Genomic DNA, 13,077 nt, shown 5'->3' on the forward strand with positions numbered 1-13,077 from the left:
GGTGTATTACAGACCGCCATCGCGGGCAAGCCCGCGATGAGGTCAGTGAGAACGCCTTAAATTCTGAAACTACCCACCAACTGCTTAAGACGCGCCGCCTGCTGCTCCAGGTCCGAACACGCCCGCAACGTTGCCTGCAGGTTTTCCACGCCTTCCTGGTTCAGCGTGTTGATCTCGGTGATGTCGACGTTGATCGACTCCACGACAGCCGTCTGTTCTTCAGTTGCAGTGGCCACCGACTGGTTCATCCCGTCGATCTCGCCGATGCGCTGAGTCACGCTGTTCAAGCGCTCGCCGGCCAGGTTGGCGATTTCCACGCTGTCCTGGCTGTGGCGCTGGCTGTCGCTCATGGTGCTGACCGATTCCCGGGCGCCGACTTGCAGCTCCTCGATCATGGTTTGCACCTGTTGGGCCGACTCCTGCGTGCGGTGGGCGAGGTTGCGCACTTCATCCGCCACCACCGCAAAACCGCGTCCTGCCTCACCGGCACGGGCCGCTTCGATGGCGGCATTGAGCGCCAGCAGGTTGGTTTGCTGGGAGATGCTGGTGATCACTTCAAGAATCTGCCCGATGTTCACGGTCTTGCTGTTCAGCGATTCGATGTTGGTGCTCGAAGCGCTGAGCATGCTCGACAGCTGATTCATCGCTTTGATGCTGCGATCCACCACTTGCTGGCCGTCTTCGGCCAGGCTGCGGGCATCGCTGGCCTGGCTGGAAGCCTGGGCGGCGTTGCGGGCGATTTCCTGAGCCGCGGCGCCCAGCTCGTTGATGGCGGCGGCCACGCTGCTGGTGCGCGAAGCTTGCTGGTCGGAGTTGAACATCGACGAGTTCGATGCAGCCACCACACGCAGCGCGACTTCGTTGACCTGGCCGGTGGCCGAGGACACTTCGCGGATCGAGCCGTGAATACGCTCCACAAAACGGTTGAACGCGGTGCCGAGGACGCCGAACTCGTCGTTGTTCTGGATGGTCAGGCGCTTGGTCAAATCGCCCTCACCATCGGCGATGTCTTCCATGGCTCGGGTCATGACATGCAATGGCTGGATCAGGATGCGGATCAACATCCCGAGCAAGGCGATGATAATGGCCACTGCAATGACGGTCGCGATAATGGCCGAGGTGCGGAACTCGCTGAGCGTGGAGAAGGCTTTGCCTTTGTCCACGGAAAGGCCGATGTACCAGTTGACCGAGGACAGCCCCTTGATCGGGGTGAAGGTTACGATACGGGTTTTGCCGTCGACTTCGATTTCGCTCGGTTGACTGCTGATTGTCGGGGTGTCTTGCGGGTAGACATCCTTCAGGGTCTTCATCACCAGCGCCTTGTCTGGATGGACCAGAATCTTGCCGTCGGCGCTGACGAGGAAGGCATAGCCCATGCCATTGAAGTCCAGGGCGTTGAGGCTGTCAGCGATTACTTGCAGGCTCAGGTCGCCACCGACCACACCAATGTTCTGGCCGTCCTTGAGGACGCTGTTAACAATGGAAATCACCAACTGGCCGGACGCCAGATCGATGTACGGTTCGGTCAGGGCCGAACCGCTGGCGCTCTGGGCACTCTTGTACCAAGGGCGGGCGCGCGGGTCATAGCCGTCGGGCATCTTGCTGTCCGGGCGGATGATGAACGAGCCATCCTTGTTGCCCAGGTAGGCACCCATGAAGGTCGACGTCACAGCCTTTTGTTCAAGCAGCTTGGAGACGTTGCCCGTTTCGGGGTTCAGTGCAACGGTTTGCGCCAGGTTTTCGATCAACAGGCTGCGACCGGCCAGCCAGGTTTGAATGTTGTTGGCGGTGACTCTGCCCATCTCTTGCAGATAGTTGTCCAGATCCCTGCGGATCGCATTGCGCTGTAAATAGTCGTTGTACAGGGTGAACGAGGCAAAAGCGGCAATAACGATTAGGGCGGCGGCAAGCAAAATTTTGTGACTGAAGCGCAGGTTTTTGTTCATGGCTTGGGGTTCCGCTAAGGTCTTAATGTCCTGAGCGTGCTTTTATAAAGGCACGCAAACTGGGCAATGTTGAAAAAGCTGATATTTCCGTCCTCTCCTTAGGGAATTACCGACGCTTGTTTCGCATTGGTCTCACAACTATTTGTATCGGCCATGCAGGGCCAAAGATTAACCATGGGTGACAAAATGCCTGACTCATCGCAACTCGTTATCGGAGCCGACCTTGCCGGCCAGCCTGTCGCTCAGGCCATGCGCCTGACCAATCGTCACGGTCTGATCGCGGGTGCGACCGGGACCGGTAAAACCGTCACGTTGCAGCGCCTCGCCGAAGCCTTCAGCGATGCGGGCGTGGCGGTGTTTGCGGCAGACATCAAGGGCGACCTGTGTGGCCTGGGGGCTGCCGGCAACCCGCAAGGCAAAATCGCCGAGCGGATCGCCGGGATGCCGTGGCTGAACCATAAGCCGGCGGCCTATCCGGTCACCCTGTGGGACATTCACGGTCAGTCCGGTCATCCATTGCGCACGACCTTGAGCGAAATGGGCCCGCTGCTGATCGGCAGTCTGCTGGAACTGACTGACAGCCAGCAGTCGGCGTTGTACGCGGCTTTCAAGGTCGCGGACCGCGAAGGGCTGTTGCTGCTGGACCTCAAGGATTTGAAGGCGCTGCTCAATCACCTGCGTGACCATCCCGAAATGCTCGGGGACGATGCGGCGTTGATGACCACCGGTTCCAGCCAGGCATTGCTGCGGCGCCTGGCGACGCTGGAACAACAGGGCGCCGAAGCGCTGTTCGGCGAACCGGCACTGCAACTGGAAGACATTCTGCAGCCGACGGTCGACGGGCGCGGGCGCATTCATCTGCTGGATGCCAGTCGTCTGGTTCACGAGGCGCCGAAGGTGTATGCGACGTTCCTGCTGTGGTTGCTGGCTGAACTGTTCGAGCAACTGCCCGAGCGCGGCGATGCGGATAAACCGCTGCTGGCACTGTTTTTCGACGAAGCCCATTTATTGTTCGCGGGCACGCCCAAGGCGTTGCAAGATCGCCTGGAGCAAGTGGTGCGGCTGATTCGCTCAAAAGGGGTGGGCGTGTATTTCGTCACCCAATCGCCGGGCGACTTGCCGGACGACGTGCTGGCCCAACTCGGCCTGCGTATCCAGCATGGTCTGCGCGCCTTCACGGCCAAAGAACAGAAATCCTTGCGGGCGGTGGCCGATGGGTTTCGACCGAATCCGGCGTTTGACGCCTTGTCGGTGCTCACTGAGCTGGGAATCGGCGAGGCGCTGGTCGGCACGTTACAGGACAAGGGCACGCCGGAGATGGTCCAGCGTGTATTGGTTGCTCCACCGCAATCGCGGATCGGGCCGTTGACGGAAACCGAGCGCACGATGCTGATCGCCGGGTCGCCGTTCAAGGGGCGGTATGACAAGCCGATTGATCGGGAGTCGGCGTATGAAATATTGATGGGCCGCAAAGGACTGGCGCCGGAGCCCGAGGCCGTGCCGGGCAAACCTGCGCCAGAGGAACCGAGTTTTACCGATAAGGCCGGAGAATTCCTCGGGACGGCGGCAGGGCAGGCGCTTAAATCGGCGATGCGTCAGGCGGCCAATCAATTGGGCCGACAACTGGTACGCGGTTTGATGGGGTCATTGCTCGGAGGCAGCAAACGCCGCTAGCCAGTGGGCACGGTCCAAATGTGGGAGCGGGCTTGCTCGCGAAGACGGTGTGTCAGTCGAAATCATTGTTAAATGACACACCGCTTTCGCGAGCAAGCCCGCTCCCACAGGGGTTCGATGTCAGTCTTTAGGTTTTGCGTGCGCCGCCAGTCGTTCCAGTGCTGCCCGCAGATTCGGATCGCTGATCCCGTCGGCGGTCGCTTGAATGGTCGCGCCGGCATCGATCGACAAACTGATGGTATGGCCTGCCGCGCCTTGCTGAACGGTCGGCGGCTGTACCTTGAACAGAATTCGCGTCAGGCTGGCGAACTCATCAAACATCTGTAGCTGTCGTTGCAGGCGCTTTTGCTGGTAGCGCAGACGGGTCGCCCAATGGCCGTCGGTGACGATCAGCAACAAACTGCCTTCGCGCCATGACGCCACATGGCAGTGCTCGCGGGCGGCAGGCTGCAATTGGCTTTCGAGCAGACGTTGTAAATGACCCAGGCGTTGAGCGTGGCCGAAGATGGCTTTCAGCGGTTTGGCTTCGCGAAGCAGAACGGCGGGTGCTCTGGCCGTAAGAGGGCGAAATGCCATGATCAGACACCTGAAGTAACAGAGCTGCCATGGTAGCAGAAAGCGCTCCCTGCACCCGACCCATTGCTTTGCGCGCGCTTTACCCATTAAATCAACAAGTAACTTCTGCCGTGAATGACTTGAAGTTGCGCAAAAAGCCCTTATTTTAAGTGAGCCCCGTCATAGCGCAGTGCATGCATCGTGGAACAACGCCACTTTCCTCACCATCGTTTCCGGGTAGAATGCTCGTTCGCATGCGGCCATGAGGGCTGCACGGGCGACTCACGGGGCCGCCCTCCATCCCTTTAGTGTGGAAGATCCTGCCGATATGTTTGCGCCTTTGTTAAAGAAACTTTTTGGAAGCAAGAACGAGCGTGAAGTCAAACGCATGCTCAAGACGGTGCAACTCGTCAATGCCTTCGAAGAGCAAATGGTGGCCCTTTCGGACGATCAATTGCGTGCCAAGACAGATGAGTTCAAGGCCCGCATCGCCAAAGGGGAAACCCTCGACAAGCTGCTGCCAGAAGCCTTCGCGGTCGCCCGCGAAGCCGGTAAGCGCGTCATGGGTATGCGTCACTTCGATGTCCAGCTGATCGGCGGCATGACCTTGCATGAAGGCATGATCGCGGAAATGCGTACCGGTGAAGGCAAGACCCTGGTGGCAACACTGGGTGTTTACCTCAACGCGCTGTCCGGCAAGGGCGTGCACGTTGTGACGGTGAACGACTACCTGGCCCGACGCGACGCCAACTGGATGCGCCCGCTCTACGAATTCCTCGGCATGACGGTCGGCGTGGTTACGCCATTCCAGCCGCCGGAAGAGAAACGCCTGGCTTACGCCGCCGATATCACCTACGGCACCAACAACGAATTCGGGTTTGACTACCTGCGCGACAACATGGCGTTCAGCATGGAAGAAAAATTCCAGCGCGAACTCAATTTTGCCGTGATCGACGAAGTCGACTCCATCCTCATCGACGAAGCCCGTACCCCGCTGATCATTTCCGGTCAGGCCGAGGACAGCTCCAAGCTGTACATCGAGATCAACAAACTGATCCCGCAGCTGGAATTGCATGTCGAAGAAGTAGAAGGCGTCGTCACCAAGGCCGGCCATTACACCGTCGACGAGAAGACCCGTCAGGTCGAACTCAACGAAGCCGGTCACCAGTTCATCGAAGAAATGCTCACCCGTGTCGGTCTGCTGGCCGAAGGCGAGAGCCTGTATTCGGCGCATAACCTGGGCCTGCTGACCCACGTTTATGCTGGTCTGCGTGCGCACAAGCTGTTCCATCGCAACATCGAATACATCGTGCAGGACGGTCAGGTTGTCCTGGTCGACGAGCACACCGGTCGTACCATGCCGGGTCGCCGTCTGTCCGAAGGCCTGCACCAGGCGATCGAAGCGAAGGAAAACCTGAACATCCAGGCCGAAAGCCAGACCCTGGCGTCGACCACGTTCCAGAACTACTTCCGTCTGTACAACAAGCTGTCCGGCATGACCGGTACCGCCGACACCGAAGCGTTCGAATTCCACCAGATCTACGGTCTGTCGGTGATGGTTATCCCGCCGAACAAGCCGCTGGCGCGTAAAGACTACAACGACCTGGTGTTCCTGACCGCCGAAGAGAAATACGCGGCGATCATCAACGACATCAAGGAATGCATGACCCTGGGCCGTCCGGTGCTGGTGGGTACTGCAACCATCGAAACGTCCGAGCACATGTCTGCGCTGCTGCAGAAAGAAGGCATCGAACACAAGGTCCTGAACGCCAAGTTCCACGAAAAAGAAGCCGAGATCATTGCCCAGGCCGGTCGTCCGGGCGCACTGACCATCGCCACCAACATGGCCGGTCGTGGTACCGACATCCTGTTGGGCGGTAACTGGGAAGTGGAAGTCGCCTCGCTTGAAGACCCGACCCCTGAGCAGATTGCCCAGATCAAGGCCGACTGGCAGAAACGTCACCAGCAAGTGCTGGAGTCGGGCGGCTTGCAGGTGATCGCTTCCGAGCGTCACGAATCGCGCCGTATCGACAACCAGTTGCGTGGTCGTGCCGGTCGTCAGGGTGACGCCGGTTCCAGCCGTTTCTACCTGTCCCTGGAAGACAGCCTGATGCGCATCTTCGCCTCTGACCGGGTGAAGAACTTCATGAAAGCGTTGGGCATGCAGTCCGGTGAAGCGATCGAGCACCGCATGGTGACCAACGCCATCGAGAAGGCTCAACGCAAGGTTGAAGGCCGTAACTTCGACATTCGCAAGCAATTGCTCGAGTTCGACGACGTCAACAACGAACAGCGTAAAGTGATCTATCACATGCGTAACAGTTTGTTGGCCGCCGACAACATCGGCGAGACCATTGCCGACTTCCGTCAGGACGTGCTCAACGCAACCGTCAGCGCTCACATTCCACCACAATCGCTGCCTGAGCAGTGGGACGTGGCCGGTCTGGAAGCCGCGTTGCAGAGCGACTTCGGCGTGGCGTTGCCGATCCAGAAATGGCTCGACGAAGACGATCACCTGTATGAAGAGACCCTGCGCGAGAAGCTGCTGAACGAATTGCTGGCCGCGTACAACGAGAAAGAAGAGCAGGCGAGCGCCGAAGCGCTGCGCACCTTCGAGAAGCAAATCGTTCTGCGTGTGCTTGATGACTTGTGGAAAGACCACCTGTCGACCATGGATCACCTGCGTCACGGCATTCACTTGCGTGGTTATGCGCAGAAGAACCCGAAGCAAGAGTACAAGCGCGAGTCGTACACGCTGTTCTCCGAGCTGCTGGATTCGATCAAGCGCGACTCGATCCGTGTGCTGTCGCACGTTCAGGTTCGCCGCGAAGATCCGGAAGCCGAAGAGCAACGCCTGCGTCAGGAAGCCGAAGCACTGGCCGCCCGCATGCAGTTCGAACACGCCGAAGCGCCTGGCCTGGAAGCGCAACCGGAACTGATCGGTGAAGAGGTTGATGTAGCCCTTGCCATCGCCCCGGTCCGCAACGACCAGAAGCTGGGCCGTAACGAACTGTGCTACTGCGGTTCGGGCAAGAAATTCAAGCATTGCCACGGGCAGATCCAGTAATACCCGTTTCAACCGCTGAAATACCCGCGCCGCGACCGGCTTTAGCCGTCGCGGCGTTTTGCCATTTAAACCACCGTTCTTCCTGAAAGCGGTGCTGACATCATTTATTAAGGAGCGCATTCATGGCTGTTGGTCTTGGTCCTTTGCCAACGTTGCACCCGGTTGCCGGTTTTGAACTCGGTATCGCCTCGGCCGGCATCAAGCGCCCCGGGCGCAAGGATGTCGTGGTCATGCGCTGCGCCGAAGGTTCCACGGTCGCGGGCGTGTTCACCCTGAACGCCTTTTGCGCCGCTCCGGTGATTCTGGCCAAGCAGCGCGTGCAAGGTCCGGTGCGTTACCTGCTGACCAACACCGGCAATGCCAACGCCGGTACTGGCGAGCCAGGCCTGGCTGCCGCCGAGCGCACCTGCGCCAAGCTGGCTGAACTGACTGGCGTCGATGCAAGCCTGGTGCTGCCGTACTCCACGGGTGTAATCGGCGAGCCGCTGCCGGTGGAGAAAATCGAAGGCGCCTTGCAGGCTGCGCTGGATGATCTGTCGGTCAACAACTGGGAAGCGGCCGCCACCGGCATCATGACCACTGACACGTTGCCAAAAGGCGCGAGCCGTCAGTTCCAGCACGACGGCGTGACCATCACCGTCACCGGTATCAGCAAAGGCGCGGGCATGATTCGTCCGAACATGGCGACCATGCTCGGCTACATCGCTACCGACGCCAAAGTCTCCCGCGATGTGCTGCAGAACCTGTTGCTGGATGGCGCCAACAAGTCGTTCAACCGCATCACCATCGACGGCGACACGTCGACCAACGACTGCTGCATGCTGATCGCCACCGGTCAGGCGGCGCTGCCGGAAATCACTTCGTCCAACGGTGAATTGTTCGCCAAGCTCAAGCAGGCTGTGTTTGAAGTGTGCATGGACGTGGCCCAGGCCATCGTTCGCGACGGCGAAGGCGCGACCAAGTTCGTTACCGTTGAAGTCAATGGCGGCGGCAATCACCAAGAGTGCCTGGACGTTGCTTACACCGTGGCGCACTCGCCGCTGATCAAGACCGCACTGTTTGCCTCCGACCCGAACTGGGGCCGCATTCTGGCCGCCGTTGGTCGTGCCGGCGTGCCGAATCTGGACGTGAGCAAGATCGACGTGTTCCTCGGCGAAGTGTGTATCGCCAGCCATGGCGCCCGCGCCGCGACCTACACCGAAGCCCAGGGCGCGGCGGTGATGCAACAGGAAGAAATCACCATTCGGATCGAGTTGGGTCGCGGCGATTGCAGCGAAACCATCTGGACCACCGACCTGTCCCACGAATACGTGAAGATCAACGCCGAGTACCGTACTTGATCATTCGTTAGACCGAGTCGCTGCCATCGCGAGCAGGCTCGCTCCCACAAGAGATCTCCAGTGAATACAACATTTGTGTTCCGCGGCATCGAATGTGGGAGCGGGCTTGCCCGCGATGACGGACTGCCAGTCACTACAAGACTGGCCTGTTTCCTCATCAAAAGGTCCCGAACATGAGCCTCCACCTGATCATCGGCGACAAACTGCATTCCTCCTGGTCCCTTCGCGGCGCGCTGGCCCTCGAACTCACCGGCGCTCCCTACACCGAAGAGCTGATCAAACTGGGCAAACCGGACACCCGCGAACGACTGCTCAAGCACTCGCCGACCGGCAAGGTTCCGTTGTTGAAAACCGAACATGGCACCATCGCCGACTCCCTGGCGATTGCCGAATACCTGGCCGAGCAATTTCCCGACGCCGGCCTCTGGCCCAAAGACACCGCGGCCCGTGCCCAGGCGCGTTCGGCCTGTGCGCAGATGCACGCCGGGTTCTTTGCCATGCGCGGCAACATGCCGTTCGACTTGAGCCACGATGCGCCTTTATCGCCGATGCCCACTGACGTTCAAGCGGACATCGAACGCATGCTGGCGTTGTGGGCCGAATGCCGAGCGGCGTCGACGCAAACCGGTCCGTTCCTGTTTGGCCGCGCGACCCTGGCAGACGCATTCTTTGCGCCGATTGCCGTGCGTCTGCGCACCTACCAGGTGAAGTTGCCTGCCGTGGACGAGGCCTACGTCGAAACCCTTTACCAATGGCCAGCGTTCAAGGCCTGGCAGAAGGCAGGTCTGGAGGAGGTTGGACAGTGAAACGAGTACACGTAGCCGCCGCCGTTATCCGTGACAGCAGTGGCAAAATCCTGATCGCACGCCGCGCCGACACCCAGCACCAGGGCGGTTTGTGGGAATTCCCGGGCGGCAAGGTCGAGGACGACGAATCGGTCGAAACCGCTTTGGCACGCGAGCTTCATGAAGAGCTGGGCATTGTGGTCAGCGCCGCGCGGCCGTTGATCAAGGTTCGTCACGATTACCCGGACAAGCAAGTGTTGCTGGACGTCTGGGAAGTCTCGGCCTTTACCGGCGAACCCCATGGCGCCGAAGGTCAGCCTCTGGAATGGGTGACTCAGCGCGACCTGCTGAGTTACGAGTTCCCGGCAGCCAACCGGCCAATCGTCGCGGCGGCACGCTTGCCCGCCGAATATTTGATTACCCCGGAAGACCTGGAAACCCCGGCCTTGCTGCGTGGTATTCAGAAAGCCATCGCTGGCGGTATCAAGCTGATCCAGCTGCGAGCGCCTAACGGCTACGACCCGAAATACCGCGATCTGGCCGTGGATGCGGCGGGGCTCTGTGCCGGCAAGGCGCAGTTGATGATCAAAGGGCCGTTCGAATGGTTGGGCGACTTCCCGTCCGCCGGTTGGCACATCACCGCCGCACAATTGCGCAAATACGCAGCGGCGGGGCGTCCGTTACCGGCGTCGCGCTGGTTGGCGGCGTCTTGCCACAACGCTGAAGAGTTGGCGCTGGCCGAAGAGATGGGCGTGGACTTTGTGACCCTGTCGCCTGTGCAGCCGACCCAGACGCATCCTGATGCGCAGCCGTTGGGTTGGGAGCAGGCTTCGGTGTTGATCGAAGGTTTCAGCAAACCGGTGTTCCTGCTCGGCGGCGTCGGCCCGGCCGAACGGCAAAAGGCCTGGGAAGCCGGGGCTCAGGGCGTGGCGGGGATTCGGGCGTTCTGGCCTGAGGCTTGATTATTGCGGAGAGGCCAATGGCCTCATCGCGAGCAGGCTCGCTCCCACATTGGTTTTGTGTACACCGCAATTCACTGTGGGAGCGAGCTTGCTCGCGATAGCGTCCTTAAATATGCCGATTATTCCTGAGGTTTAGCAGCCGGCTGCCACAAAATCTCGGCAATTCCTTGCCGCTTGGCGATCACCCTTGCCATTACAAACAGCAAATCCGACAACCGATTGATGTACGCCAGCCCAACCCCAGTCAGCGGCTCAATCGCATTCAACTGCTGACACCGTCGCTCTGCACTGCGCGCCAGGCTTCGGCAGACATGGGCCTGGGCAATCAGCGCCGAGCCGCCCGGCAGAATGAAATTCTCCAGCGGTCCCAACTCTTCGTTCCACACATCGATCGCCGCTTCCAGCCGTTCGATTTCCGCGATGTTCAACGCCTGATACTCCGGCATCGCCAGTTCACCCCCCAGATCGAACAAACGATGCTGGCAAGGCGCCAAGATCTCGATGACTTCGTTCAATCCCGGATACGTGGCACTTTCAGTCGTCAGCCCGGCCAACAGCACACCCACCTGACTGTTCAGCGTATCGACTTCGCCAATGGCTTCGATCCGCGGATGGTCCTTGGGTACACGGCGGCCATCGCCCAAGCCGGTTTCGCCCTTGTCACCAGTGCGGGTGTAAATTTTCGACAGGCGAAAGCCCATGGTTACCTCGATAGCTGATTGAGTTCTTGTGAGATCACTGGGGTGCCCGCCAGCGGCAGGCGCAAGGTGAAGCAGGTGCCTTGGCCCGGTGTCGATTGCACCTCCATCTGTCCCTTGTGGTTGTTGGTGATGATGAAATACGAGACCGACAGGCCAAGGCCGGTGCCCTGGCCGATTTCCTTGGTGGTGAAGAACGGCTCGAAGGTGCGTTTGCGCACGCTCTCGCTCATGCCGATGCCGTTGTCCTCGACCTGGATCTCGGCCCACGGCGGATTCAGCTTGGTGCGCAGGATGATCCGCCCGGGTTCGCTGTCGTCTTCACGCTGGTGAATGGCCTGGGCGGCGTTTTTAAGCAGGTTGAGCAGCACCTGTTCCAGTTCGTTGGCGGTGCCGGGCACCGGCCCCAGTGCCGGGTCGAACTGGCGAATGATTGCCTGGCCCTTGAAGTCGAAGCCAATGGCCAGGTCGAAGTCGTTGCCGGCGATTTCCACCGCTTGATCGATCAGCGCCGGCAGGTCGCACGGGGCCATTTGCCGCGTGCTGCGGCGGCTGAAGCTGAGCATGTGGGTGACGATCTTTGCTGCTCGGGCACCGGCCTGTTGAATGCCGTCGAGCAACTGTGGCACTTCCCGCGATTGCAGGTATTTGTTGACCGTTTCCAGCGGGATACCGATTTGCTCGGCTTGTTCCAGGTTCTTCGGCAAATCAGGCGACAGGCGTCGGCGGATGTTCTGCACGTTATGCAGGATCGCGCCCAAGGGGTTGTTGATCTCGTGGGCCATGCCGGCGGCGAGGCCACCAACCGAGAGCATTTTTTCCGACTGCACCATCATTTCTTCCAGGGACAGGCGCTGGGTAATGTCGTCGATACGAATCACCACACCGCGCCCCGCGCCGCCCATCAGCGGGTAGAACGTCAGGGCGTAATGCTTGGGTTCGTCGTCCTTGAACCAGGTCACGCGCTCGATCTTGGCTACCGTATGTTGTTCAACGGTTTGCTTGAGTTGCGGCAGAAACGGTTTCAGTGGCTCGAAGGCGAGGAAGATCGGCTGGTTCAACGCTTCGTCCAGGCGCGTGCCGGACAGTGCGCTGGCCTCCTGATTCCACTGGGTCACGTAAAGCTGCTCGTCGAGGGCGATCAAGGCCGACGGCATCGAGTCGATGATGCTGTTGAGGTAGTTCTGAAAGCCTGTGAGCTTTTTCTCGATCTTGCTGCGCACCTGGACTTCCAGTTCCAGTTTGCGATTGGTGTGGCGGGTTTCTTCAGCCAGGCCCTGAGCTTGATCGTACGCTGCCTGGGAGTCATCCCGGGCACGCTTGAGTTGCTGCTCCCGCGCTTCGATGCGCGAGAGCATGGTGTTGAACGCTTCGGCGAGGCTGCCAATTTCGTCGTGGTTGCCTCGGGAGGCGCGCAGGGCGTAGTTCTCTTCGCGGGTCACTTGCCGTGACAGCTCTTCAAGTTGATGGATCGGGCGGGTAATCAGGCGTTTGATCTGGCGGGCGATCACCAGCCACAACAGCACGCTGAAAATCAGGATGCCGAGACTGGCGGTCAGGGTCCCGGTGTAGAAGGCCACCGGCAATTCGCTGCTGGCCACCAACAAAAGGTGCCCTGGCGCGGTGCCGGGGCGGGGCAGGGTGATCACTTGATTGCTGCGAAACTCGGTGGCTTGCCAGGCTTCGATGTGCCGGTAGCGATCCGGCAGGTTCAGCCTGTCGCCATGCTGCAGCTGCGCCAAACGCTCACCCTTGCCGTCATAAAGCGCGGCGGCTCGCAGTGGTGAATAACTGTTGAGCTCGTTGAGCAGGCGTTCGGCATTGTCCGGCGACTTCAAGGCATCGGCCACCAGGCTCGGGTTGGACACCAGTCGGCCGATGGTTTGCAGCGCCTGGGGAGCCATGCTTTCCTGGGAAATGTAATACGCGGCACTGATAAAGGTCAGGTTGGCGACCAGCAGGATGGTGACCAATAACACCAGCAGAGCGGCCAACAGTTTCTGGCCGACGGGAAGGTTTTCGAGGCGCTGGCGCAATGGCATCAGGTTCA

At 59.9% G+C, this 13,077-nt stretch carries 9 protein-coding genes and 1 pseudogene; 5 read left to right on the forward strand and 5 right to left on the reverse strand.

All coding sequences use genetic code 11. The annotated features are described in order from the left end of the window. Positions 1-56: 56 nt before the first annotated feature. Together QRN31_RS31495 and QRN31_RS31500 are read right to left on the reverse strand one after the other, a co-directional pair. Positions 57-821, reverse strand: a complete 765-nt coding sequence (locus QRN31_RS31495) for a methyl-accepting chemotaxis protein (protein ID WP_405046053.1) — start codon at positions 819-821, stop codon at positions 57-59. A 93-nt stretch (positions 822-914) separates the two neighbouring features. Then, positions 915-1,946 (reverse strand): annotated as a pseudogene (locus tag QRN31_RS31500) (HAMP domain-containing protein); the annotation flags it as partial. A gap of 186 nt (positions 1,947-2,132) precedes the next feature. Between QRN31_RS31500 and QRN31_RS01135 the strand changes: the two are divergent. Next, the gene (locus tag QRN31_RS01135) at positions 2,133-3,620 is read left to right on the forward strand and encodes a helicase HerA-like domain-containing protein (protein ID WP_285429622.1); all 1,488 of its coding nucleotides are present in this window, start codon (positions 2,133-2,135) and stop codon (positions 3,618-3,620) included. Positions 3,621-3,740: 120 nt separating this feature from the next. Here QRN31_RS01135 and QRN31_RS01140 read toward each other — a convergent pair whose 3' ends face one another. Further along, positions 3,741-4,196, reverse strand: a complete 456-nt coding sequence (locus QRN31_RS01140; protein ID WP_285429623.1) for a DUF721 domain-containing protein — start codon at positions 4,194-4,196, stop codon at positions 3,741-3,743. Between the two features lie 307 nt (positions 4,197-4,503). On the opposite strand from QRN31_RS01140, the gene secA reads away from it, so the two are divergent. The 4 genes from secA (at position 4,504) to QRN31_RS01160 (ending at position 10,329) form a co-directional block, all read left to right on the forward strand. Further along, positions 4,504-7,242, forward strand: coding sequence for a preprotein translocase subunit SecA (gene secA / locus QRN31_RS01145; RefSeq protein ID WP_285429624.1), 2,739 nt, complete (start codon positions 4,504-4,506; stop codon positions 7,240-7,242). A gap of 122 nt (positions 7,243-7,364) precedes the next feature. After that, a complete protein-coding gene (gene argJ, locus QRN31_RS01150) occupies positions 7,365-8,582 on the forward strand; it encodes a bifunctional glutamate N-acetyltransferase/amino-acid acetyltransferase ArgJ (RefSeq protein ID WP_285429626.1) in 1,218 nt (405 codons plus the stop codon). A 173-nt stretch (positions 8,583-8,755) separates the two neighbouring features. Next, positions 8,756-9,388 (forward strand): glutathione S-transferase family protein, encoded by a 633-nt coding sequence (locus QRN31_RS01155; protein WP_285429627.1) that lies wholly within the window; start codon positions 8,756-8,758, stop codon positions 9,386-9,388. After that, entirely contained in the window at positions 9,385-10,329 is a 945-nt protein-coding gene (locus QRN31_RS01160) for a Nudix family hydrolase (RefSeq protein ID WP_285429628.1), read from the forward strand. The genes QRN31_RS01155 and QRN31_RS01160 overlap by 4 nt, the downstream gene beginning before the upstream one ends. Positions 10,330-10,448: 119 nt before the next feature. Here QRN31_RS01160 and QRN31_RS01165 read toward each other — a convergent pair whose 3' ends face one another. Both QRN31_RS01165 and QRN31_RS01170 read right to left on the reverse strand, forming a co-directional pair. Then, positions 10,449-11,030, reverse strand: coding sequence for a cob(I)yrinic acid a,c-diamide adenosyltransferase (locus QRN31_RS01165; RefSeq protein WP_285429630.1), 582 nt, complete (start codon positions 11,028-11,030; stop codon positions 10,449-10,451). Between the two features lie 2 nt (positions 11,031-11,032). Continuing rightward, positions 11,033-13,069, reverse strand: coding sequence for a sensor histidine kinase (locus QRN31_RS01170; RefSeq protein WP_285429631.1), 2,037 nt, complete (start codon positions 13,067-13,069; stop codon positions 11,033-11,035). Positions 13,070-13,077: the final 8 nt, after the last annotated feature.

Origin of the sequence: Pseudomonas sp. fls2-241-R2A-110, assembly GCF_030209165.1 — a bacterium.
Taxonomy (GTDB): Bacteria; Pseudomonadota; Gammaproteobacteria; order Pseudomonadales; family Pseudomonadaceae; genus Aquipseudomonas.